The 22,360-nt window shown below is 71.2% G+C and carries 19 protein-coding genes; 16 read left to right on the top strand and 3 right to left on the bottom strand.

Translation table 11 applies throughout. From position 1 onward, the window contains the following. Nucleotides 1-157 precede the first annotated feature (157 nt). From ABZK10_RS02615 to ABZK10_RS02575, 9 genes are all read left to right on the top strand, one after another. Entirely contained in the window at nucleotides 158-454 is a 297-nt protein-coding gene (locus ABZK10_RS02615; RefSeq protein ID WP_353807625.1) for a putative quinol monooxygenase, read from the top strand. A gap of 135 nt (nucleotides 455-589) precedes the next feature. Next, on the top strand, nucleotides 590-1,375 hold the full coding sequence (locus ABZK10_RS02610) for an aldo/keto reductase (RefSeq protein ID WP_353809589.1): 786 nt from the start codon (nucleotides 590-592) through the stop codon (nucleotides 1,373-1,375). 329 nt (nucleotides 1,376-1,704) lie between these two features. Then, nucleotides 1,705-5,238, top strand: a complete 3,534-nt coding sequence (locus ABZK10_RS02605) for a family 43 glycosylhydrolase (protein ID WP_353807624.1) — start codon at nucleotides 1,705-1,707, stop codon at nucleotides 5,236-5,238. A gap of 164 nt (nucleotides 5,239-5,402) precedes the next feature. Further along, complete coding sequence (locus ABZK10_RS02600; protein WP_353807623.1) at nucleotides 5,403-6,635, top strand: ROK family transcriptional regulator; 1,233 nt, start codon at nucleotides 5,403-5,405, stop codon at nucleotides 6,633-6,635. Between the two features lie 52 nt (nucleotides 6,636-6,687). After that, complete coding sequence (locus ABZK10_RS02595; protein WP_353807621.1) at nucleotides 6,688-7,590, top strand: ABC transporter permease; 903 nt, start codon at nucleotides 6,688-6,690, stop codon at nucleotides 7,588-7,590. After that, nucleotides 7,587-8,414 carry an ABC transporter ATP-binding protein gene (locus ABZK10_RS02590; protein ID WP_353807620.1) on the top strand — a complete coding sequence of 276 codons (828 nt, stop codon included), beginning with the start codon at nucleotides 7,587-7,589 and terminating at the stop codon, nucleotides 8,412-8,414. The genes ABZK10_RS02595 and ABZK10_RS02590 overlap by 4 nt, the downstream gene beginning before the upstream one ends. Nucleotides 8,415-8,439: 25 nt before the next feature. Beyond that, nucleotides 8,440-9,456 (top strand): aliphatic sulfonate ABC transporter substrate-binding protein, encoded by a 1,017-nt coding sequence (locus tag ABZK10_RS02585; protein WP_353807619.1) that lies wholly within the window; start codon nucleotides 8,440-8,442, stop codon nucleotides 9,454-9,456. 6 nt (nucleotides 9,457-9,462) lie between these two features. Further along, entirely contained in the window at nucleotides 9,463-11,100 is a 1,638-nt protein-coding gene (locus ABZK10_RS02580; protein ID WP_353807618.1) for a sulfatase family protein, read from the top strand. Next, a complete protein-coding gene (locus ABZK10_RS02575) occupies nucleotides 11,097-12,551 on the top strand; it encodes a sulfatase family protein (RefSeq protein WP_353807617.1) in 1,455 nt (484 codons plus the stop codon). Before ABZK10_RS02580 ends, ABZK10_RS02575 begins: the two co-directional genes overlap by 4 nt. Nucleotides 12,552-12,557: 6 nt before the next feature. On the opposite strand, the gene ABZK10_RS02570 is transcribed toward ABZK10_RS02575, so the two are convergent. Genes ABZK10_RS02570 through ABZK10_RS02560 form a run of 3 tightly spaced genes read right to left on the bottom strand, consistent with a single transcriptional unit; the run spans nucleotide 12,558 to nucleotide 14,969 of the window. After that, the gene (locus tag ABZK10_RS02570; RefSeq protein ID WP_353809588.1) at nucleotides 12,558-13,616 is read right to left on the bottom strand and encodes a nuclear transport factor 2 family protein; all 1,059 of its coding nucleotides are present in this window, start codon (nucleotides 13,614-13,616) and stop codon (nucleotides 12,558-12,560) included. Between the two features lie 2 nt (nucleotides 13,617-13,618). Then, entirely contained in the window at nucleotides 13,619-14,305 is a 687-nt protein-coding gene (locus ABZK10_RS02565; protein ID WP_353807616.1) for an NAD(P)-dependent oxidoreductase, read from the bottom strand. 49 nt (nucleotides 14,306-14,354) lie between these two features. After that, nucleotides 14,355-14,969, bottom strand: a complete 615-nt coding sequence (locus tag ABZK10_RS02560) for a short chain dehydrogenase (RefSeq protein WP_353807615.1) — start codon at nucleotides 14,967-14,969, stop codon at nucleotides 14,355-14,357. Between the two features lie 283 nt (nucleotides 14,970-15,252). Here ABZK10_RS02560 and ABZK10_RS02555 point away from each other — a divergent pair, with 283 nt between their 5' ends. From ABZK10_RS02555 to ABZK10_RS02525, 7 genes are read left to right on the top strand one after another with little or no spacing between them, the layout of a single operon-like run. After that, the gene (locus ABZK10_RS02555; protein ID WP_353807614.1) at nucleotides 15,253-16,449 is read left to right on the top strand and encodes an ABC transporter substrate-binding protein; all 1,197 of its coding nucleotides are present in this window, start codon (nucleotides 15,253-15,255) and stop codon (nucleotides 16,447-16,449) included. Between the two features lie 6 nt (nucleotides 16,450-16,455). Next, complete coding sequence (locus tag ABZK10_RS02550) at nucleotides 16,456-17,349, top strand: branched-chain amino acid ABC transporter permease (RefSeq protein ID WP_353807613.1); 894 nt, start codon at nucleotides 16,456-16,458, stop codon at nucleotides 17,347-17,349. Further along, nucleotides 17,346-18,425, top strand: a complete 1,080-nt coding sequence (locus ABZK10_RS02545) for a branched-chain amino acid ABC transporter permease (protein ID WP_353807612.1) — start codon at nucleotides 17,346-17,348, stop codon at nucleotides 18,423-18,425. The genes ABZK10_RS02550 and ABZK10_RS02545 overlap by 4 nt, the downstream gene beginning before the upstream one ends. Continuing rightward, nucleotides 18,422-19,228, top strand: coding sequence for an ABC transporter ATP-binding protein (locus tag ABZK10_RS02540; RefSeq protein ID WP_353807611.1), 807 nt, complete (start codon nucleotides 18,422-18,424; stop codon nucleotides 19,226-19,228). The genes ABZK10_RS02545 and ABZK10_RS02540 overlap by 4 nt, the downstream gene beginning before the upstream one ends. Further along, complete coding sequence (locus tag ABZK10_RS02535) at nucleotides 19,225-20,007, top strand: branched-chain amino acid ABC transporter ATP-binding protein (protein WP_353807610.1); 783 nt, start codon at nucleotides 19,225-19,227, stop codon at nucleotides 20,005-20,007. Before ABZK10_RS02540 ends, ABZK10_RS02535 begins: the two co-directional genes overlap by 4 nt. Beyond that, nucleotides 20,004-20,741 carry a helix-turn-helix transcriptional regulator gene (locus ABZK10_RS02530; protein ID WP_353807609.1) on the top strand — a complete coding sequence of 246 codons (738 nt, stop codon included), beginning with the start codon at nucleotides 20,004-20,006 and terminating at the stop codon, nucleotides 20,739-20,741. The genes ABZK10_RS02535 and ABZK10_RS02530 overlap by 4 nt, the downstream gene beginning before the upstream one ends. A 5-nt stretch (nucleotides 20,742-20,746) precedes the next feature. Then, a complete protein-coding gene (locus ABZK10_RS02525; protein ID WP_353807608.1) occupies nucleotides 20,747-22,342 on the top strand; it encodes an aminotransferase class V-fold PLP-dependent enzyme in 1,596 nt (531 codons plus the stop codon). Nucleotides 22,343-22,360: the final 18 nt, after the last annotated feature.

The raw sequence follows: 22,360 nt of genomic DNA, 5'->3' as shown, positions 1-22,360 counted from the left end.
GGGCGGATGCCCGGGGCATCCGCTCGCTCGCACCTGCTGCACGACCGGGCTGCGCACCGGCCTGCGTACCTGTAATATCAGGTCACCTGTAATATCAGGTTCGGAATCCCAGCGACGCGGCCCGGCCCGTCGCCGTCGCCGCCGTCTGGAGTCGCGCATGACCGTCACGCTCACCGCCACCTTCACCGCCCTGCCCGGGCACCGCGACGCGGTCGCCGACCTCATCGCGGACTTCGCCGACGTGGTGCGCCAGGAGCCCGGCAACCTCGTCTTCGAGCCGTTCACCGCCGCCGACGACGACCACGCGTTCGTCGTCTACGAGCAGTACGTCGACCAGGCCGCGTTCGACGCGCACCTGGCGAGCCCCGCGGGCGGTCCGTTCAACGCGGCGCTCGGCGAGCACATCGTCGGCGACGGCTCCGAGCTGCACTTCCTGCACCCCGTCCGCCCCTGAGCCCCGCCCGGCGCTGCGGCGGATGCCTCGGGCAACCGGCGCGCGCCCGCCAGCGCGAGACCTCTGATCCACCCGACCCCGACGACCGAGGAGCATCCGCCCGTGCAGACCCACCGACTGACCCCCGACCTCGAGATGCCGGCGCTCGGCTACGGCGTCTGGCAGGTGCCCGACGACGAGGCCGAGGCGGCCGTCGCCGAGGCGCTCCGCGTCGGCTACCGCAGCATCGACACCGCAGCGATCTACGGCAACGAGCGCGGCACCGGCCGCGCGATCGCGCACTCCGACGTGCCGCGCGACGAGATCTTCCTCACCACGAAGCTCTGGAACGCAGACCAGGGCCGCGACGAGGCGCTGCGCGCCTTCGACGCGAGCCTCGAGCGACTCGGCGTCGAGGCGATCGACCTCTACCTGATCCACTGGCCGGTGCCGTCGGCCGACCGCTACGTCGAGACCTGGCGCACGCTCGCCGACATCGCCGCCAGCGGTCGCGCCCGCGCCATCGGCGTCTCGAACTTCCTCCCCGAGCACCTCGACCGCCTCGTCGAGGAGACGGGCGTCGTGCCCGCGCTCAACCAGGTCGAGTTCCACCCGCTGTTCCAGCCGCACGAGATCCAGGCCGCCTGCGACCGCCTCGGCATCGTCACCGAGGCGTGGAGCCCGCTCGGCAGCGGCACCGCGCTGCAGGATGCGACCATCGCGTCGATCGCGGCATCCGTCGGTCGTTCGCCCGCCCAGGTCATCCTGCGCTGGCACCTCGACCGTGGTCGCGTGGTGATCCCGAAGACGGTCACGCCGTCGCGCATCGCGGAGAACTTCGACGTGTTCGACTTCGCACTGACCGACGAGCAGCTCGCGGCGATCGACGGCCTCGCATCGGCCGACGGGCGCACCGGGCCCGACCCGGCCGTGTTCGGCTGACCCTCAAGACACCGCAGCGGGCGGCGGACGCCCCGGGGCATCCGCCGCCCGCAGTTCGTCGACGAGCCCGCCGCGCATGACGTGCCGCGGATTCCGCCGCCGCTCCGCCGCCTCCCGAACGGATTCCCGCGACCTTTCCGTCGCCGTCTTGACGGAAAAATCGCGCGCGCATTTGATGGGTCGCGAAGCACTTCCGGGGGAGCGCCCAGGCTGCCGACGCGATGACGATCGGGCCGGGCGCGGCTCTCCCATGGTCTCGCGCGCCACCGCGGCGCGCGTGCTGCCGTGCGCCCGCGCGCGGCGACTTCGACGGAGAAGGAGCACACCTGATGCGAACCAGACCAGCCAACCTCGGGGCGGTGGCCGCGATCGCGGCGGCCCTCCTCGTCGGCGGGGGACTCCCCGCCCTCGCGGGGCCGCCCGAGGCGGCGTCGGCCGAGCCGACGCCCGGCACGTACACGAACCCCGTCAGCGCGGGCGTGGTCGACACGTTCCCCGACCCGGCCATGATCCGGGCGAAGGACGGCGCGTACTACGCCTACGGCACCACGAACCCGATCTTCAACAGCGAGGGGGAGGACGGGGAGCACATCCTGCCGATCCTCCGTTCGACCGACATGGTCGACTGGGAGTACGTCGGCGACGTCTACCCCGAGGGCGCCGACCTGCCCTCCTACTGGGCGGGCGGCACGCGCCCGTGGGCGCCCGACATCCGCTACCTCGACGGGCGGTACCACCTCACCTACTCGCTCTCCAACGGCGGGGTGGCCCTGCTGACCTCCGAGACGCCGACCGGGCCGTGGACCGACGAGGGCCGCTACTTCGGCGGCGCGCAGGTGGCCGGCTGCCCGACGGGCAACATCGACCAGGCGCTGTTCACCGACACCGACGGCACCCACTACCTCTACTGGGGCAGCTACGACGTCATCTGCGTCTCCGAGCTGAACGCCGACGCGACCGAGCTGGTCGGCGAGGTCACGCAGATCGGGCAGGCGCGGCGCATGGAGGGCGGCTTCGTCGTGCAGCGCGACGGCTGGTACTACCTCATGTACTCCGACGCCGGATGCTGCGACGGGTCGTTCAGCGGCTACACGGTCAAGGTGGGACGCGCCGACGACCCGCGCGGGCCGTTCCTCGACGACCACGGCGTCGACCTCATGACGCCGGGCAGCACGGGCGGCTACGTGCTCGCCTCGAACGGCAACGGCTTCGCAGGGCCCGGGCACAACGCCATCCAGACCGACCTCGCCGGGCAGGACTGGCTGGTCTACCACGCGATCCCCACGGCAGACCCCGACTTCCCGACGGTGGCCACCCGCGCCGGCAACCTCAACCTGTCGAAGCGGCCGCTCATGATCGACCGCCTCGACTGGATCGACGGCTGGCCCGTGGTGAACGCGGGCGCCGGCCCGTCGAGCGGCGAGCAGGTCGCGCCGGTGACCGAGGGACTTCTCGGCAGCGCGTTCGAGGACGGCGTGCCGGGTGACTGGAAGACCCGCGGCGGTGCCGTGGCCGAGGCGGCCGACGAGATCGATGCGGGTGGCTTCGCGCGGGTGGCGGCGACGGATGCCGGTGCACTGGTCACGTCCGACAAGGTCAGCGGCGACCTGCGCGTGCAGGCCGACCTGCGCCTCGCCGGCGACGGCGCGGCCGGTGCCGCCGGGCTCGTCGCGGGCGACCGCGGCCAGAACGGCGCGACGGCCTGGATCGACCGCGCGGCGGGCGAGTTCCGTCTCGAGGTGCGCCACGGCGACGTGGTCTCGACCGACGTCGCCCCCCTGCCCGACACCTTCGCCTACGACACGTGGCACCAGGTCGCGCTCGAGTGGCGCGGCGACGAGGTCGCCGCCGAGGTCTCCGCCGACGGCCTGCGCGACCCGCTCGCCGAGGTCGCGGTGACGGCACCCGACGACGCCACGTCGAACGGCGCGATCGGCATCGCGGCCGACGGGGCATCCGTCGACGGCGACAACCTCAGCGCCGCAGCCCTGTACGAGCCGGTCACCGAGCGCGTGCCCGACCCGCAGCTCGGCGCGCTGCTGCCCGAGCACTCCGACGAGTTCGACGTCGACGGCGCGCCCGCGGCGGCCGACGACGCCTGGACGTGGGTGCGCGAGCCCGCGTCGGGGCCGAACGTCAGCGACGGCGAGCTGGTCTGGCCGACGCAGGGCGCGGAGCTGTTCCGCACCAACAACTCGGCGTCGGTGCTCCTGCGTGACGCCCCGGCGGGCGACTTCGTCGTGGAGACGAAGCTGACCTTCGATGCGACGCTCGCCGCGCAGCAGGCCGGGCTCGTACTCTACGAGACCGACGACCGGTACGTGAAGCTCACGCACACCGTGCTGCCGCTGAACCGCGTCGGCGGGACGTTCCTGCACCAGCTGGAGTTCGGCAAGGAGGCCGAGCGGCCGACCACGCCGACGCCGACCGCCGTGGCGAACGCGCCGATGTTCGGTGCCGAGGCCGCCCAGACCACGTGGCTGCGCCTGTACGCCCAGGTCGACGAGGCCGCCGACGAGTGGGAGATCCGCATGGCGTCGAGCGTCGACGGCGACGACTGGCAGTGGGGCGGGGTCTGGACGATGCCCGTGCGGGGCGACCTGCGCATCGGGCTGATCTCGATGAACCGCCCGGGCGCCACCGCCGAGTTCGACTACGTGCGCACCTACGACATGGGCGGCGACTCGCGCACCACGCCGGTGAGCTGGCCGATCCCGATGCCCTACGGCACCGCGGACGGGCGCAGCGAGCTGGTGCCGACCGACGAGAACTCGATGGTGCTCGACCTCGAGCTGCGCCCGCAGGACGAGGAGCTCGGTCGGGTCTGGATGCGGGACACGTATGTGAACCGCTTCGAGGTCGACGGCGAGCCGCTCTACGTCGCCACCGGCACCACGCGTGCCGAGGGGCTGACGAAGGCGGCGCCCTGGAACGACGGCATCTACGTCTGGACCGCACCGGCCCTCGACGGACCGTGGACGCTCGCCGACACCACCGGCATCCGCCCCGACGAGCCGACGGGCAAGGTGTGGTCGCCGGAGTTCGTGGACGAGAACACCGCGGACCGCACGGTCGTGGCCGACTGGCAGGCCTGGAAGAACCCCGACGACCCGGCCACGCGGGCCGGCAACGCCTGGGCGCCCGAGCTGCACTACATCGACGGCGAGTGGTACCTCGTGGCGTGCATGGGCGACCAGAGCACGCTGACGGGCTCGTTCATCCTGAAGAGCGAGGGCGGGCCCGAGGGGCCGTACCGCAACATCGAGGGGAGCATCGACCACCCGCTCGGCGAGCCGGTGCGGGCGGGCAACCCGCAGTACTACCACATCGACGGCGGGCTCTTCGCCGAAGGCGACGACGCGTACCTGGTGCTCCACAACGACCTGTACGCGAAGATGACCGCCGACATGGAGGACATCGAGACGCCGACGGACCTGCCGACGTTCACGCAGCGGGCGTACGGTCCCGAGCCCTACCTCGAGGGCGCCACGGTCACGAAGGTGGGGGAGCAGTACTACCTCATGCACGCGGTCTGGGCCCTGAAGTCGGGGTCGGGCGACGACGCGTCGTGGTCGTACCTGCCGGGCACCGGCACGAAGGACCAGTACGACGCGGTCGTCGCGGTGTCCGACTCGTTCGAGGGGCCGTACACGCAGCGGTACACCCTCGGCGTCGGCGCGGGGCACAACAACATGTTCGTCGACGAGGACGGCACCGTCTGGGCGACGTTCTTCCGCAACCCGAACGCCGGGTACTGGTCGGATGCCTCGCGCATCGACGAGGCCGCCGTGCCCGGCGTCGTGCGGCTGGAGCAGTCCGGGCCGACCGGCAACGTGCTGACGGTCGCGCGCCCCGGCAGCTGAGGGCCGCGGCGCCGTCCGACGGGGCGTCCACCTGCGGGTGGGCGCCCCGTCGCCGCGTCCGGCGCGGAGGCGCGCATCCGGTTCTGCAAGGAGGGTCGACCGATCTTCGAAGTTTTTCTGTCGGTCTGTTGACGGAAAAATTCGGGGCTGCGAATCTTGCACGCATGTCGACGACGACCGGAGTCCACGCCCTCGTGAGGCGGACCCACGAGGAGCGGGTGCTCGCCGCCCTGCGCACCCACGGAGCCCTCAGCCGCGGCGAGCTCGCGCGGCAGGTCGGGCTCAGCCGCACGACCCTCTCCGAGATCACCGCCCAGCTGCTGCAGCGCGGCGCCATCATCGTCGCCGACACCGACGCCGCCACCCGCGCCGGCAGCGGGCGCCCCGCCGAGCGCCTCGCCCTGGACCCCGACTCGGGCCAGTTCCTCGGCGTCGACTTCGGGCACCGGCGCGTGCACGTGGCCGTGGCGGACGCCTCGCACGAGGTCGTCGCGCAGGGCGTCGAGCGGTACGCGGACGACACCCCGTGGGCCGACCGGCTCGAGATCGCCTTCGCGGTCATCGACCGCATCAGCCGGGAGACCGGGGTGCACTACGGCGCACTGCAGTCGGTCGGAATCGGCGTGCCGGGTCCCTACACGGGGGCGGCCGCCGGCGCCCCCGCGGTGAACTGGAAGGCCAGGCTCGCGCCCGAGGGCGTGGAGACCGCGTTCGCCGAGCGGTTCGACGCGCCCGTCATGGTCGACAACAACACGCGGCTCGCGGCGCTCGCCGAGGCCATCAACCGGCCCGACGCCGTCGACAACCTCATCTACCTCCGCCTCTCCGACGGCGTCGGCGGCGGGCTCGTCGTCGCCGGGCGGCTCGTGACCGGCTCGCGCGGCTTCGCGGGCGAGCTCGGGCACGTGACCGCGAACCCGTCGGGCGCCGCCTGCCGATGCGGCAAGCGCGGTTGCCTCGAGACCATCGCCTCGGTGCCCGCGATCCTCCGCGCCTGCGCCGACACCGGAGCCGACGTGGCGACCATCGACGACCTGGCCGCGGCCGTCGCCATGGGCGACCCGGCCGTCGACGCCGTGCTCCGCGAGGTCGGCTCCGCGATCGGGCGGGTGCTCGGCGCCGCGGCCATGACGCTGAACCCGCGCGAGGTGGTGATCGGCGGCGAGATCGTGCGCATCGCGCCCGTGCTCGTCGAGCAGGCCGCCGCGACCCTCCGCTACGAGCTCTACTCGATCCCGTCCGACCAGCCGCACATCGTGCGCGCCGCCCAGCTGCGCGACAGCGACGGCGCCCTCGGTGCGATCGCGGCGATCTTCCACCAGTCCCCCCTGCTCGCCGGATACCCCGACCCCGCGGCATCCGCTGAGACCGCACCGCAGCGAAGGAGCGCACAGTGAACCAGGCACCGATACGAACGAGCGAGGTCGCGCCGTGGCGCGGGTGAGCACGATGGACGAGACGCAGGGCACCGAGGACCGGGGCGCGCAGCCCGCGACCGGCACCGAGGAGACCGCGGTCGTCGTCGAGGGGATGCGCACGAGCGCGATCACCTCGGTCGACGACGCGCAGGGCGGCCGGGAGCGCGCACCGCGCGGCGGCGGGCTCTCGAAGCGCATGCGGCTGCTGATCCTCAACGCCGTCTCGATCGTCGGCGGCATCGGCATCTGGTGGCTGCTCGCGCTGAACGGCTTCCAGCTGCCGACACCGCCCGAGGTCGTGGCGAAGGCGATCCAGCTCTGGAACGCCGGCATCCTCCAGGAGGACATCATGGCGAGCCTCGGGCGCGTGCTCGCGGGCTTCCTGCTCGGCTCGGCCGCGGCCATCCCGGTCGGCTTCCTGATGGGCTGGTACACCACCGCCCGCGGCCTGTTCGAGCCGTGGATCCAGTTCTTCCGCACCATCCCGCCGCTCGCCCTGCTGCCGCTCGTGCTCGTGCTGCTCGGCATCGGCGAGATCCCGAAGATCGTGGTCATCTTCCTGGCCGCGTTCCTCGCCTGCGTCATCTCGACCTACCAGGGCGTCGTGAGCGTGGACCGCACGCTCATCAACGCGGCCCGCGTGCTCGGCGCGAAGGACGGCACGATCTTCGTGCGCGTCGTCGTGCCCGCCTCGACGCCGTTCATCCTGGTCGGCATGCGCGTCGGCCTCGGATCGGCGTGGGCCACCCTCGTCGCCGCCGAGCTGCTCGCCGCGCAGGCCGGCCTCGGCCGACGGATGCAGGAGGCGCAGATCTACTACGACCTGGCGACCATCTTCGTGGGCATCGCCCTGATCGGGATCCTCGGTCTCGTGATGGATCGCCTGCTGCTCTTCGCCGAAACCCAGCTGACCGGATGGCAGGAACGCCGATGACCACCACGACCCCCACCTCCACCGCGAAGATCTCGGTGCGCGAGGTCTCGAAGACCTTCCCGCTGAAGGGCGAGGAGTTCGTCGCCCTCGACCGGGTCAGCCTCGACATCGCCGACAACGAGTTCGTCACCGTCGTCGGTCCCTCCGGCTGCGGCAAGTCGACGCTCATGAACGTGCTCGCCGGGCTCGAGACGCCCAGCGGCGGCGAGGCCCTCGTCGACGGGAAGTCGGTCTCCGGCCCCGGACCCGAACGCGGCGTGATCTTCCAGCAGTACGCGCTCTTCCCGTGGCTGACCGTGCGCAAGAACGTCGAGTTCGGGCTCAAGGTCGCCGGCGTCTCGAAGGCCGAGCGCCGCGAGCGCGCCGAGCACTTCATCGAGATGGTCGGCCTGCAGCAGTTCGCCGACGCACTGCCGAAGATGCTCTCCGGTGGCATGAAGCAGCGCTGCGCGATCGCCCGCGCCTACGCCGTCAACCCGTCGATCCTGCTGATGGACGAGCCGTTCGGCGCGCTCGACGCGCTGACCCGCGTGAAGCTGCAGGAGCAGCTGCTCGAGACCTGGAGCGCCGAGAAGCGCACTGTCATGTTCATCACCCACGACGTCGACGAGGCCGTGTTCCTCGCGAACCGGGTCATCGTGATGGCGGCCCGCCCGGGTCGCATCTTCGACGTGATCGACGTCGACCTGCCCTACCCGCGCACCGAGGACATGCGGTTGAGCCCCGAGTTCGGGGAGCTGCGCAACCGCGTCTGGCACTCGGTGTACCACCAGAACCCCGGCAGCGATGCCGGAACCGCGTCGTCCGCTCCGCGGACGGCCTGACACCCACGAGGAGAACATCACCACCATGAGGACCCACAGCAAGCTCGCCGGCATCGTCGCCGCAGGCGCGGCCGTCGCACTCGCGCTCACCGGTTGCGCATCCAACGCCTCCGACGGCGCCGACGCCGGATCGGGCGACGAGCAGGAGACCATCCAGGTCAACTTCGGCTACATCCCCGACTTCAACGGCACCAGCCTCCTGGCCATCGCCGACGACCAGGGCTACTGGGAGAAGTACGGCCTCGAGGTCGAGACCCCGTCGTTCACCAACGGCCCCCTCCAGATCCAGGCGCTCGGCACGGGCGACCTCGACTTCGGCTACATCGGGCCGGGCGCCTTCTGGCTGCCCGCGTCGGGCGAGGCGAAGATCGTCGCCATGAACACGCTCGGCCAGTCCGACCGCGTGGTCGGCCAGCCCGGCATCGAGACCATGGAGGACCTGCGCGGCAAGACCGTCGCCGTCCCCGAGGGCACCTCGGGCGACATGATCCTCACGCTCGCGCTGCAGGAGGCGGGCATGACCAAGGACGACGTCGAGCTCGTGCCGATGGAACCGTCCGCGATCGTCTCGGCGCTGGCCTCCGGACAGGTCGACGGCGCCGGGTTCTGGTACCCCGCCCTCGCGACCGTGAAGGAGCAGGTGCCCGACCTCGTCGAGATCGCCCAGAACTCCGACTTCGAGGACACCGTGGCGTTCCCGACCGCGTTCGTGGCCGGCAACGACGTCGTCGAGAACGAGCCCGAGAAGGTCGAGCGCGTGCTCAAGGCGCTGCGCGACGCCATCACGTTCCGCTACGAGAACCCGGACGAGGCCGTGGCCCTGACCGCCGCGTACAACGCCCTCGACGAGGCCGACGTGGCCGCGGACGCCTCGAACAACAAGGTGCTCTCGCTCGAGGAGCTCGACACCCTGACCGAGGACGGCACCGTCGACTCGTGGCTGAACGGCATGGTCGACTACTTCGTCGGCTCCGGCAAGCTCGAGAGCACGGTCGACACCTCGTTCTACACCGGCGACCTCTTCCTGCAGGCGGGCGAGTAATCCACGATGCCGAGTAACATCCTCTTCCTCATGACCGACCAGCACCGGGCGGACACGCTCGGGGCGTATGGGAACGCGTTGGCGGCGACCCCGGTGCTCGATGAGCTGGCCCGCACGGGCACGCGCTTCGACCGCTGGTACACGCCGACCGCGATCTGCACGCCGGCTCGTGCGAGCCTGCTGACCGGTCAGGCCCCGTTCCGGCATCGCGTGCTCGCCAACCACGAGCGCAACGTCGGGTACCTGGAGGATCTCGACGAGGGCACGTTCACCTTCGTCGAGGCCCTCCGGGACGAGGGGTACAACACGGGACTGGTCGGCAAGTGGCATGCCGGCACCGAGAAGCAGGCCGCCGACTTCGGCTTCGACGGCCCCGACCTTCCCGGCTGGCACAATCCCGTGGAGAACGAGGACTACCTCGGCTACCTGCGCGAGCGTGGCCTGCCGCCGTACGCGATCAGCGACCGCATCCGCGGCACCCTGCCGAACGGTGGGCCGGGCAACCTCTTGGCTGCCCGGCTCCACCAGCCGGTGGAGGCGACGTTCGAGCACTACCTGGCCACGCGCACGATCGAGTTGCTGGAGCGGTACGCCGCCGAGGGCGAGCGGGACGGCACGCCGTTCTTCCTCGAGCTGAACTTCTTCGGGCCGCACCTGCCGTACATCGTGCCCGACGAGTACTTCGACATGTTCGATCCGGCCGACATCGAGTTGCCGAAGTCGATCTCGGAGACGTTCGAGGGCAAGCCACCGGTGCAGCGCAACTACAGCGCGCACTGGACCTTCGACACCATGCCGATCGAGGTGACGCGCAAGCTCATCGCGGTGTACTGGGGCTACGTGGCCCTGATCGACATGGAGATCGGCCGGGTCATGGACGCGCTCGAGTGCCTGGGCCTGGTCGACGACACGGCGGTGTTCTTCACCTGCGACCACGGCGAGTTCACGGGCGCGCACCGGCTGCACGACAAGGGCCCGGCGATGTACGAGGACATCTACCGCACCCCCGGCATCGTCCGCATCCCGGGTGCGCCGGCCGGGCAGGTGCGGACCGAGTTCGTCAGCCTGCTGGACTGCACCGCCACGATCCTCGACCTGGCGGGCCTGGACCCGTCGCCGGCGGTCGATTCGCGCAGCCTGGTGCCGCTCGTGGCGGGGGAGCAGGTCGAGTGGGATGCCGACATCGTGTGCGAGTTCCACGGGCACCACTTCCCGTACCCGCAGCGGATGCTCCGGGAGGACCGTTACAAGCTGGTCGTGAACCCCGACTCGGTGAACGAGCTGTACGACCTCGAGCGCGATCCCGACGAGCTCCAGAACGTGTACGCGCACCCCGAGATGGAGCCCGTGCGCGGCCGGATGATGCAGCGGCTGTACCGCGTGCTGCGCGACCGGGGCGACAAGTTCTACCACTGGATGACGACCATGTACGACGTCGGCGAGGTCGACTACGACCCCACCCAGAGCGGACTCGACGAGACCACCTACCAGGCCGACGAGCGGGCCGCCGCGGCATCCGCGGGCATGGGGCGAGCGGATGCCGCCGGGGCCGACGCGATGCCGGTCGCCCCCGACGCGCCGGCCGTGCCGGCACCCGCCGGGCTCGAGGCATCCGACCCCGCACCGGAACGGCGCACCGCATGAGCGCCGCCCGTCGCCCGAACATCGTCATGATCCTGACCGACGACCACGGGTCGCAGGCGATCGGCGCCTACGGGTCGCAGCTGAACGCGACGCCGCGCATCGACGAGATCGCGCGCGAGGGCTGGCGTTTCGACAACTGCTTCGCGACGAACGCGCTGTGCTCGCCGAGCCGGGCGTCGATCCTCACCGGCACCTACAGCCACGTGAACGGCGTCTCGACGCTCGTGACGCCGATCGACGCGAGCCAGCCGACGTTCGTGTCGCAGCTCAAGGCCGCCGGCTACCGCACCGCCATGGTCGGCAAGTGGCACATGGGCGAGGGCGAGGGCAACACGCCCGAGGGGTTCGACTACTGGGACATCCTGGTCGGGCACGACGGGCAGGGCGAGTACTGGGACCCGCTGTTCCTGTCGGCCGAGGGCGAGCGCATCGCCGAGGGGTACGCGACGGACGTCATCACCGACCTGGCCCTCGACTGGGTCGAGCGGCTGCCGGGTGGCGACCCGTGGTGCGTGCTGATCTACCACAAGGCGCCGCACCGGCCGTGGGAGCCCAAGCCGGAGCACGCGGAGCGGTTCCGTGACACGCTGCCGGTGCCGGAGACGTTCTGGGACGACTACGACACCCGGTCGGCGTCGACCCGGCGGGCGCTGCTGCGCCTCGCCGAGAACCTGAACGAGGAGGACCTGAAGGTCGCCCCGCCGGAGGGGCTCTCGTACGAGGACGCGGCGCTGTGGAAGTACCAGCGCTTCATGGAGGACTACCTCGCCTGCGTGGCATCCGTCGACGACAACGTGGGGCGCGTCATCGACTGGCTCCGCGAGCGCGGCGACTTCGAGGACACGATGCTGATGTACGCGTCCGACCAGGGGTTCTTCCTCGGCGAGCACGGCTGGTTCGACAAGCGCATGATGTACGAGGAGTCGCTGCGGATGCCGATGCTCCTGAGCTATCCGCGGCGGCTGACCGGCGGACGGGTGCACGACGGCATCGTCACGAACGTCGACTTCGCGCAGACCCTGCTCGACGCTGCCGACGTGGCGCACCACCCGCGCATGCAGGGCCGGAGCTTCTGGGGCGACCTCGTGGGCGAGCCCTCGTCGCCGCCCGCCGAGGGCATGTACTACCGGTACTGGGAGCACGACGACGCGTTCCACCACGCGCCCGCGCACTACGGCTACCGCACCGACCGGTACAAGCTCATCTACTACTACAACGACGGACTGGGACTGCCCGGCACCGGCCCGTTCACCTACCCGCCGGAGTGGGAGCTGTACGACCTCGAGGCCGATCCGGCCGAGTTGCGCAACGTGGCGCACGACCCGGCGTACCGCGCCGTACGCGAGGAGCTCGCCGCCGCGATGTGGCGCGAGCAGGAGCGGCTGGGCGACGCGCCCCACCCGAGCCAGCCGCGGCCGGCGGAGGTGGATGCGGTGCCGGCCTCCGGGTGAGGCGGGTCAGTCGATCGTGAAGCCATGCTCCTTCGACAGGGCGAAGGTGGCGATGAGCGCGGGGTCGTACTCGACGTCGTCGATCTCGACCAGCTTCTGGAGCGTCGTGCGGCTGCGGATCCGCCAGCCCTCGTCGGTGCGCACGAAGTCGTCGACGTAGAGCCCCGCGCTGCGGGAGCGCTTGAGCACGCCCTCGCGGTCGGTGGTCTGCAGCGTGACCGCGGTCAGCTCGCTGACGGTGCGCGCGGTGTCGCCGTCGAGGTCGACGAGCACGTTGGACACGGTGTGCTGGCCGGAGACCCGCGTCGCATTGAACTGCCGGAGGAATCCCTGCAGCTGGTCGGGCGTGAACGCCGCGTCGGTCACGCCCGGCATGCGCACGGTGGCGTCGGGCGTGAACACGCGGTCCCAGAGCGACCAGAGCTCCTGGTCCTGCGCCTGGCAGTACGCGATCAGCACGTCGTGGATCTCGGCGCGGGCGGCGAGGTCGTCGGGGGTGAGGGGCATGGGGTCTCCTTCGAGGAATCGGATGGGGGTGTGCGGGCCGGTCGCCACGAAGGCGTCCCGGGTGCCGAGGATCGCGTCGCGCAGCGCGGGCGCCGGCTCGACCGGGCGCTCGTCGAGCGTCTTCAGCACCAGCAGGCGCTCCCGGATGCGCCAGCCCGCGTCGGTGCGCGTCCATCGGTCGAGGTAGAGCCCGGCGGCGGTGCCGCGGACCGTCCGGCCGTCGGCGCCGGTCGCCTCGAGCGTCGTCGCGAGGAACTCGACCGCGCTGGTCGCCTGGTCGTCGGCGAACGTCACGAGCGGGTTGGCGAGCGCGTGCTGGCCCGAGAGTCGCACGCCGTCGTAGCCGTCGGCGAGGAATCCGCGGAACTCGGCCGCGGTGTAGGAGCGGCCGGGGAACAGGGTCATGCGGATGCGCGCGCCGGGCGCGAACGCCGACGCGAAGAGGTCCCAGCGTCGCTGGTCGACGCCCTGGCTGTACCGCGACAGCACCTCGGCGATCTCCGCGCGGTCGCGGAGCGAGGTCGTCGGGGCCCCGGCGGTCGGCGTCGCCGCGAACATCGTCACTGCGGGCGCCGCCTCGCGGGGTCGAGCGGTTCGGTGATGGTGAGGAACTTCCCGGCGTACTGCGGGTCGAGCACCTCGCCGATCGCGAACTCGGCCAGGTCGGCGTAGGTGACCTGCGAGCTGGAGTCGAGCTCGATCGACTCGTGCACGCCGTGGGGCTGCCCGACCGGTCCCTCGTAGATGTAGGGGTTGCGGCAGACGGTCCAGCGGATCGGGGCGTCGCTGGCGGCGAGGAACGCCTCCATGCGGTCCTTGTCGACCACGCGATTGCCGACGAGCTCGAGCAGCCGGACCACGTACGGGCTGCCGTCGTTGCTCGTGCCCGCACCGTGGGTGCTCATGAAGAACATGCGGTCCACGCCGTGCGCCGGGCCGAGGTCGAACAGGTGACGGGTGGAGGTCTCGCAGACGTACACCTCCTCGCCGTCGTCGATCTCGGCGCGGGTGAACCCGGCGGCCGGGCGCCCGAGGCTCGAGACGACCGCGTCGACACCGTCGAGCACGCGGTCGATGGCGTCTCGGTCGGTCGCGTCGCCGACGACGACCGAGAGGTGCTCGTCCTCGACGCCGAGTGCGTCGGGGCGGCGGACGAGTGCGGTGACGTGATGGCCCTTCGCGAGGGCGCGGACGACGATCTCCCGTCCGGTCCTGCCGGTCGCGCCGAGTACGGCGATGTGCGCCATGGGGGTCTCCTTCGTGTGTCTGTCCTGGTGGGGTTCGTCCTGCGAGGCGTCAGTCGACGCTGAAGACGGCACCGTTCTCGATGCCGCTCACCGAACGCAGGTACATCTCGGCGACCCGGCGTGCGGGCACGGGCGTGTAGCCGGGGAGCGGGTTCACGCCGCCGCGCGCCTCGATGGACTCGGTGAGGATGCTCGGCGAGATCGCGTTGATGCGACGGTCGCGTCCGAGCTCGGCGGCAGCGGCCATCACGAACCCGTCGAGACCGCCGTTCGCCACGGACACCCCGGCACCGGTGCGCCAGGGGAAGCGGCTCATGATGCCCGAGATGAGGGTGAACGAACCGCCGTCGCGGACGACGCGCTGGCCCTGGAGCACGAGGTCGACCTGACTGGTCAGCTTGCCGGCGATCGATTCCTCGACGATGGACTTGGTGAGCTCGTCGATCGGGGCGAACGCCAGCATGCCGACCGTGCAGACGATGTGGTCGACCGGGCCGACGGCGTCCAGCATCGCGGCGATCGACGCGCTGTCGGTGATGTCGACGCGCAGGTCGCCGACCTCGTAGTCGGCGCGGACGACGTCGTAGCCGGCCTCGTCGAACAGGTCGACGACGGCGCCGCCGATGGTGCCGGACGTGCCGACGACGAGTGTGCGCTGGGTCATGGGGGCCTTCCTGGTGCCGCAGTCGGGTGTCGCCGCTCGCATCCGTCTCACGGGCGCAGATCGGCGTATTCAACATATGTAGCGAATTGATTCAACATGGTGTCAACGTCGTAAACACGGTGTTACAGAGTTCAACATCCGTAGTAATCGCTTCAACAGGCGCTGCATACTCGCTGCACCGGATCCACTGCTCCGGCGGACACCCGACGGCGTCCCACCGACCCGCTTCCCCGCCGGACCGGCACCTCCAGCTCCATCCCGATCACAGAACAGGAAGACGACCATGCGCTCGAACCCCACCCCGCGCCGATCTCGCGCGCTGCTCGCCGGCGGCGCCGGCGCGCTCGCGCTCTCCATGGCACTCGCCGGATGCGCCTCCGCCGGCGACGCCACCGTCGCGGCCGACGACGACGGTCCCATCGTCATCGGCATGTCCGCCCCCATCGCGGCCGCGATCGGCGCCTTCGGGCAGCCCGCCGTGGACGGCGCGCAGCTCGCCGTCGACGAGATCAACGCCGCCGGCGGCATCGACGGCCGCGACCTCGAGCTCGTCGTCGAGGACAACGCCTGCAACGCGACCGACGGCCAGACCGCCGTCGAGTCGCTCATCGAGCAGGACGTCGTGGCCATCATCGGCGGCCTGTGCTCCGATGCCACCCTGCCGGCGCTGACCGTCGTGCAGCGCAGCGAGATCCCGCTGCTCGTCGACCTCGCGTCGAACCCCTCGATCACCGCGGAGGCCGGCGTCGGCGGCAACGAGTGGGTCTTCCGCTGGGCGCCGAGCGACGACATCACCGCGCAGACGGCCGTCGAGTACCTCGACTCGCTGGGCGGCTACGACGAGATCGCGGTCATCGCGGACGACGGCGCGTTCGGCCAGGGCGGCGCCGAGGCGATCGAGGCCAAGGCCGACGAGCTCGGCATCACCGTGCTCTCGACCGACCTCGTCAACCTCGAGACGCCCGACTTCAGCTCGGTCGTGGCACGCGTCAGCCAGTCCGAGCCCGACGCGGTCGTCGTCTGGCTCAACGCGTCCGCCACGATCGGCTCGTTCTACGAGGCGTACGCCGCGTCCGACCTCAAGTCGGTACCGCTCGCCGGCCAGCTCGACATGACGCAGTCGGCGATCGCCGACAACGAGCTCTTCGGCTACAACTCGGCCTCGTACTCGGCATCGATCGAGTCCGAGGGCAACTCGGCCTACCTCGCCGCGTGGGAGGGTGCCGGCTTCGACGTCGCCAACGCCTACGTCGGCTGGGACGGGTACCAGAGCGTGCAGATCCTCGCCTCCGTGCTCGAGGACGCGCCGGGCATCGACCCCGCGTCGATCAAGGACACGCTCACGGGCTACACCTACGGTCCGATGATCGTCGGCGGCGAGGAGATCACCTTCGACGACCACAACCAGGCGTACCCGAACCTCGTCATCGAGCAGTTCACCGGCTCGGACGTCGAGCCCGTCACCTTCGAAGGGAACTGATCCACCGTGTTCGGCTACGAGCCCGACTTCTACCTCGGGCTGCTGATCGCAGGCATCACGCTGGGCGGCGTCTACGCGCTGTTCGGCTCGGGCCTGACGATGATCTTCGGCGCCGCGAAGCTGATGAACTTCGCACAGGGCGAGATCTTCATGATCGGCGGCTACGTCGCCTGGCTCCTCATCGGGGCCGCGGGATTCGCCTTCGGACCGGCGCTGGTGGTGACGACGATCGCCCTCGCGGTGATCGGACTCCTGCTCGCGACGACGCTCTTCCGGCGGATCACCAGCGACGCCCGATCGCTGGAAGTCGGGCTCGTGCTGACGCTCGGGCTGTCCATCCTGCTGCAGAACGCCGCGCTGCAGGTGTTCGGCCCGAACGCCTACTACCCCGACAACCCGTGGGGCACCGACGGGGTGAGCATCGGCGGGGTGCAGATCCCGTACATCCGGATGCTCGCATTCGGCCTCGCGGTCGTGATCCTCGGCGCCCTCGGCCTGTTCCTGCGGTACACGCGAATCGGGCTCGCCATCCGCGGCGTGCCGCAGAACCGCGACCTCGCGGTGCTGGTCGGCATCCCCGAACGGCGGGTGAACGTCGTGTCCATCGTGCTCGGGTTCGCGCTGTCGGGCATCGCGGGCGCCGCGGTGAGCCCGTTCTACGGAGTGTTCCCCAACATGGGCGCCGGGTTCATCTTCATCGGGTTCGCGATCCTCTACATGGGCGGCATGACCAGCGTGCTCGGCTCGGTGGTGGCGGCGCTCATCGTGGGCGTGCTCACGAGCTTCACCTCCGGGCTGATCTCCGCGAGCGCCGCGGCCATCACGCCGCTGGCCCTCATCGCCGCCGTCCTCCTCTTCAAGCCCGAGGGCCTCTTCGGAAGCAAGGTGCGCACCGCATGACGACTCCCACACTCCTCGATCCCGCAGCACGTCGACGGCGGGCGATCGGCTGGGCGACCAGCGCCGTCCTCCTCGTGCTCGCCGTGCTGTTCCCGGTGCTCGCCGACTCGAACTACCTCGTCGCCGTCGCCTCGCTCGCGCTGACCTACATGGTCATCGCGCAGTCGCTGAACCTCGTGTTCGGCTACGCCGGGTTCTTCGCGCTCGGCATCACCGTCCCGTGGGTGGTCGGCGGGTACGTCACCGCCGTGCTCACCCGCACCCACGAGTGGGAGACGGTGCCGGCGCTTCTCGCGGGCGCCGTCGGCGGCGCGCTCGTGATGGCGCTGTTCGGCCTCGCCACCCTCGGCCGAGGCCGCAACTCGTTCGCCATCCTCTCGCTCGTGCTGATGCTGTTCGTCGAGATCCTCGTGCGCACCTGGACGGAGGTCACCGGCGGTGGTGCGGGCATCGCCAACCTGCCGGTCATCGACCTCGGGTTCACCGACATCGTCACGCCGACGGAGTTCTACTACTTCACGCTCGCGGTGGTGGCGCTCATCATGCTCGCCATGTGGGCCATGGTGTCCAGCCGGTGGGGGCGCACCCTGCGCGCCACGAAGGGCGACGAGCTCCTCGCCGCCTCGATGGGGGTCTCGCTGCTGCACCACCGCGTGCTCGTGCTGGCGATCGCGTCCGCCTTCTGCGGCCTGGTCGGCGGCATCCACGTGCTGCGCATCTCCGTGGCGGTGCCGAGCATGGCGGGCCTGGAGTACCTCGCGCCGCTGCTCGCCATCATCTTCATCGGCGGACCGGGGAACTTCCTCGGCGTCGTGATGGCGTCGGTCGTGGTCACCTTCATCCCCGAGCTCGCCCGCGGGTTCGACGAGTGGCGCCAGTTCATCTACGGCGGCCTGCTCGTCGTGCTGTGCCTGCTGTTCCCACTCGGCATCCCGGCGCGGTTCACCCAGCTCGTCGGCGCCTGGCGCGCGCGTCGTGCGGCCCGGCCCGGGCACGGGTCGGATGCGGCCGAGACGACGGACCCGTCCACCGAACCGACCGCCCCGGTCGACGCCGAGAAGGAGCTGGTCCGATGACCGACGGTACGAATTCCACGGGCGCGGCCTCGACCGGGTCCTGGGCGCTGGAAGCGCTCGGCATCCGCAAGCGGTTCGGCGGCGTCATCGCCCTCGACGGCGTGGACGTGCGCCTGCCCGCCGGGCAGGTGACGGGCCTCGTCGGGGCCAACGGCTCCGGCAAGAGCACGTTCGTCGACTGCATCACCGGATTCCTCGCACCCGACGCGGGCACGATCGCGCTCGCCGGGAGCGACCTCACCCGCGCGTCGCGACGCCGTCGCGCGCTCGCCGGGCTCCGGCGCACGTTCCAGGCCGTGCACGCCTACGAGGGCATGACCGCGCTGGAGCAGGTCGAGGTCGCCCAGCAGGAGACCGACGGCACGGGTTGGTGGGACGCGGTGCTCCGCACCCCGCGCCTCCGGTCTGCACAGGCAGCGGCGATCGAGCGGGCCGAGCACGAGCTCGAGCGGGTCGGGCTCGTCGAGAAGCGGCACGAGCAGGCCGACGCGCTGTCCTACGGGCAGCAGAAGCTGCTCGGTCTCGCCTGCGGCCTGGTGACCGACCCGACCGTGCTCTGCCTCGACGAGCCGCTCGCCGGGGTGAGCCCGCGCCAGACCGACCTCCTCGTCGAGGTGCTCGACGGGCTGCGCGCCGAGCACCGCACCCTGCTCGTCATCGAGCACAACATGGACTTCGTGGCGCACATGAGCGACCACGTCGTCGTGTTCGCCCAGGGGGCGGTCGCGGCCGCCGGCGGCGTCGAGGTCCTGCAGGACGACCGCGTCTTCGAGGCGCTCATGGGAATGGGAGTGACCGCATGACCGACACGCACGCGACGGAGCGCATCGCACGGGACGCCGCCGAGCTCTCCGTGTCCGGCCTCCGCGCCGGGTACGGCCGGGCCGCCGACATCCTGAAGGGCATCGACCTCGACATCGCCCGCGGCAGCATCACGACGGTGATCGGGCCGAACGGCGCGGGCAAGTCGACCTTCCTGAAGGCGATCGCCGGGCTCGTCACGGTGCGGGCGGGCGAGATCCGCCTCGGTGACCGCGTCCTCAGCACGATCCCGGCCACGAGGCGCGTCCGGGAGGGCGTCGTGCTCTGCGGCCAGGGGCGCACCAACTTCGCCGAGCTGAGCGTCGAGGAGAACCTCATGCTCGCCGGGTACACGCTGCCGCGACGCGCGCTGCACGCGCGGATGGCCGCGGTGCGCGCCGCCGACCCGGTCGTCGACTCGCGCTGGCACGCACGCGTGTCGAGCCTCTCGGGCGGCCAGCAGCAGTCGGTCGAGATCTCGATGGCGCTCATGACCGAGCCCGAGGTGCTGCTGCTCGACGAGCCGTCGCTCGGCCTCTCGCCGGGAGCGCGCACGGCGCTCTTCGAGCGCGTGCGCGACATCGCCGACGGCGGGGTCACCGTGCTGATCGTCGAGCAGAACGTCAAGGCGGCGGCCGTCGTGAGTGACCGGCTGGTCGTGCTCGAGCAGGGTGCGATCGCGCTCGACGGCACCCCCTCCGGCGTCATGGCCGACGACCGTCTCCGCGAGGTCTATGTTGGCGGCGTGAACACGCGCGACCACGGAGGAGACCGCACATGAGCGCCCACGACGGCACCATCCCGACCGACCCCGCCGCGATCGGCGACGCCGAGCTCGATCCCGGCGTGGGGGGCGTCACGCACACCGAGCACTCGCGCGTGATCGTCGACGTGCTCTGCGGCATCGCCGAGCCCCTCGCCGCCGCGCTCGGGGAGGACAGCGAGGTCGTCATCCACGACCTCACCCTGCTGCCCGACACGATCGTCGCGGTCGGCGGCGAGCTGACCGGTCGCACCGCAGGCGGCCCGATCACCAACCTCCTGCTCGAGCACCTGAAGATGGGGCGCACCGACGACATCATCCGGTACCGCGCGTCGCCCGCGGACGGCCGCACCTTCCGCTCGTCCACGATCTTCCTCCGCCACCCGGACGGCACGCCCTTCGCGAGCCTGTGCATCAACACCGACCTCACGCAGTGGAACCGCGCGCGCGCCCTGATCGACGCCGTGCTGCGCACCGGCGAGGGGGAGACGGGCGCGGTCGAGCCCGAGGCATCCGGCGAGCTGTTCTCGAACAACGTCGGCGAACTCTCCGAGGCGCTCATCCGCCGCGCCATCGAGCGGATCGACGTACCGCCGTCGCTGATGCAGAAGCAGCACAAGGTGGCGGTCGTGCGCGACCTCGACGCCCAGGGCTTCTTCCTGATCCGCGACGCCGTCGACCTCGCCGCGCAGAGCCTCGGCGTGACCCGATTCACCATCTACAACTACCTCAACGAGATCCGGGAGGAATGACGCCCATGACCATCCACCAGGCGACGCCCGTACTGCAGCCCCTCGCGCTGGGCGCCGGCGCGGCCGGCCCCTACACGCCCGCCGTGCGCGACGCGAACGGCACGATCTACGTCTCCGGGCAGCTGCCCATGCGCGAGGACGGCTCGATCGCCACCGACGCGGCGCCGGCGGAGCAGCTCCGGCTGTGCCTGTCGAACGCGTTCGCCATCCTCGAGTCGGCCGCGGTCGACCGTGCGGCCATCGCCCGTGCCGTGGTCTACACGACGCGACTCGATGCCGCCCCCGAGTTGAACGAGGCGTACGTCGAGGCGTTCGGGGAGTGGCTCCCCGCGCGGTCGATGGTGGAGGTCAACGCGCTTCCCAAGGGCGCGTCGGTGGAGGTCGAACTGACCGCGGTCGGCCCCGCGCCGGCACCGTCGGCGACGGCCGGTGACGCATATCGTGCGATCGCCCCCGCCGCCTCCGAGGTCGTCTACTGCAACACCGGCACCGCCGGCCCGCCGATCCTGCCGTCGCTCGAGGCGATCGCCGCCGCCTCCGCGCTCGATCACTCGCTGCCCCGCACCACCATGGCCCGGTTCGGGACGGTGATGGCGGATGCCGCGCGGGCACGCGCTGCCATCGGCACCATGGTCGGGGCCGACGCGTCGTCGATCGCGCTCACCCACAACACGACCGAGGGCATGAACATCGTGACCTGGGGCCTCGCCTGGCAGCCCGGCGACCGGGTGCTCACGACCGACATCGAGCACATGGGCGGGCTCGCCCCCCTCTACATGCTCGCGCAGCGCTTCGGCGTCGAGGTCGACTTCGTCGCGGTCGAGGACGCCGACCCGGCTGACGTGCCGGGGCTGGTCGCCGCTGCGCTCACCGATCGGACCCGACTGTTCGCGTTCTCCCACGTCGCGTACTCCACCGGCGCGCGGTTCCCGCTCGCCGAGATCGTCGCGGCATGCCACGACAACGGCACGCTCGTGCTCGGCGACGGCGCGCAGAGCTTCGCGGCGATGCCGCTGGACCTCCCGGCGTCAGGCGTCGACTTCTACGCGATGCCCGGCCAGAAGTGGCTGTGCGGCCCCGAGGGCACCGGCGCGCTGTACGTCGCCGAACCGATGCTCGACGTGCTGAAGCCGACCTTCGTCGGGTTCTTCGGAGCCGACTACGAGGCCTATCGCATCGGCGATCCGGAGAGCCTGCGCCCGGCGCCGGGCGCGCAGCGCTACGAGGTCGGGAGCGTCTACCACCCGGGCGTCGCCGGCATGGCGGCGGCCGCCGAATGGCACGTCGCGGCCGACGCCGAGGGCGCCGTCACCGACCGCATCGCGTCGCTCGCCGAGCGCGCGATCACCGCCTTCGCGGCGCTGCCCGGGGTCGAGGTGCTGACGCCGTCGGCGCACGCGGGACTCGTCAGCGTGCGCCTGCCGCGCGACGTCGACGAGGCCGTCGCCTACCTCGCCGACCGCGGCGTCGACGTGCGTTCGGTGCACGAGGTCGACGCCCTGCGCGTCTCGACCGGCTTCCACAACACCGAGGACGAGGTCGACCGGGTGGTCGGGCTCGTCGCCGAGTTCCTCGCGGCGCCCGCCGTCGAGGCCGCCTGACCCGAACCCCGACACCAG

This window comes from Agromyces sp. SYSU T00194 (genome assembly GCF_040496035.1).
GTDB classification, from domain to species: Bacteria; Actinomycetota; Actinomycetes; order Actinomycetales; family Microbacteriaceae; genus Agromyces; species Agromyces chitinivorans.
This window is presented reverse-complemented; position numbering and strand designations above follow the sequence as displayed.

Excerpts from the sequence above, each read along its gene's own strand:
- ABZK10_RS02600 (WP_353807623.1), top strand. The coding sequence starts at position 5,403 with ATGTCGACGACGACCGGAGTCCACGCCCTCGTGAGGCGGACCCACGAG.
- ABZK10_RS02590 (WP_353807620.1), top strand. The coding sequence starts at position 7,587 with ATGACCACCACGACCCCCACCTCCACCGCGAAGATCTCGGTGCGCGAG.
- ABZK10_RS02570 (WP_353809588.1), bottom strand. The coding sequence starts at position 13,616 with ATGTTCGCGGCGACGCCGACCGCCGGGGCCCCGACGACCTCGCTCCGC.
- ABZK10_RS02545 (WP_353807612.1), top strand. The coding sequence starts at position 17,346 with ATGACGACTCCCACACTCCTCGATCCCGCAGCACGTCGACGGCGGGCG.
- ABZK10_RS02595 (WP_353807621.1), top strand. The coding sequence starts at position 6,688 with ATGGACGAGACGCAGGGCACCGAGGACCGGGGCGCGCAGCCCGCGACC.
- ABZK10_RS02585 (WP_353807619.1), top strand. The coding sequence starts at position 8,440 with ATGAGGACCCACAGCAAGCTCGCCGGCATCGTCGCCGCAGGCGCGGCC.
- ABZK10_RS02580 (WP_353807618.1), top strand. The coding sequence starts at position 9,463 with ATGCCGAGTAACATCCTCTTCCTCATGACCGACCAGCACCGGGCGGAC.
- ABZK10_RS02530 (WP_353807609.1), top strand. The coding sequence starts at position 20,004 with ATGAGCGCCCACGACGGCACCATCCCGACCGACCCCGCCGCGATCGGC.
- ABZK10_RS02615 (WP_353807625.1), top strand. The coding sequence starts at position 158 with ATGACCGTCACGCTCACCGCCACCTTCACCGCCCTGCCCGGGCACCGC.
- ABZK10_RS02605 (WP_353807624.1), top strand. The coding sequence starts at position 1,705 with ATGCGAACCAGACCAGCCAACCTCGGGGCGGTGGCCGCGATCGCGGCG.
- ABZK10_RS02535 (WP_353807610.1), top strand. The coding sequence starts at position 19,225 with ATGACCGACACGCACGCGACGGAGCGCATCGCACGGGACGCCGCCGAG.
- ABZK10_RS02540 (WP_353807611.1), top strand. The coding sequence starts at position 18,422 with ATGACCGACGGTACGAATTCCACGGGCGCGGCCTCGACCGGGTCCTGG.
- ABZK10_RS02565 (WP_353807616.1), bottom strand. The coding sequence starts at position 14,305 with ATGGCGCACATCGCCGTACTCGGCGCGACCGGCAGGACCGGACGGGAG.
- ABZK10_RS02525 (WP_353807608.1), top strand. The coding sequence starts at position 20,747 with ATGACCATCCACCAGGCGACGCCCGTACTGCAGCCCCTCGCGCTGGGC.
- ABZK10_RS02555 (WP_353807614.1), top strand. The coding sequence starts at position 15,253 with ATGCGCTCGAACCCCACCCCGCGCCGATCTCGCGCGCTGCTCGCCGGC.
- ABZK10_RS02560 (WP_353807615.1), bottom strand. The coding sequence starts at position 14,969 with ATGACCCAGCGCACACTCGTCGTCGGCACGTCCGGCACCATCGGCGGC.
- ABZK10_RS02610 (WP_353809589.1), top strand. The coding sequence starts at position 590 with ATGCCGGCGCTCGGCTACGGCGTCTGGCAGGTGCCCGACGACGAGGCC.
- ABZK10_RS02575 (WP_353807617.1), top strand. The coding sequence starts at position 11,097 with ATGAGCGCCGCCCGTCGCCCGAACATCGTCATGATCCTGACCGACGAC.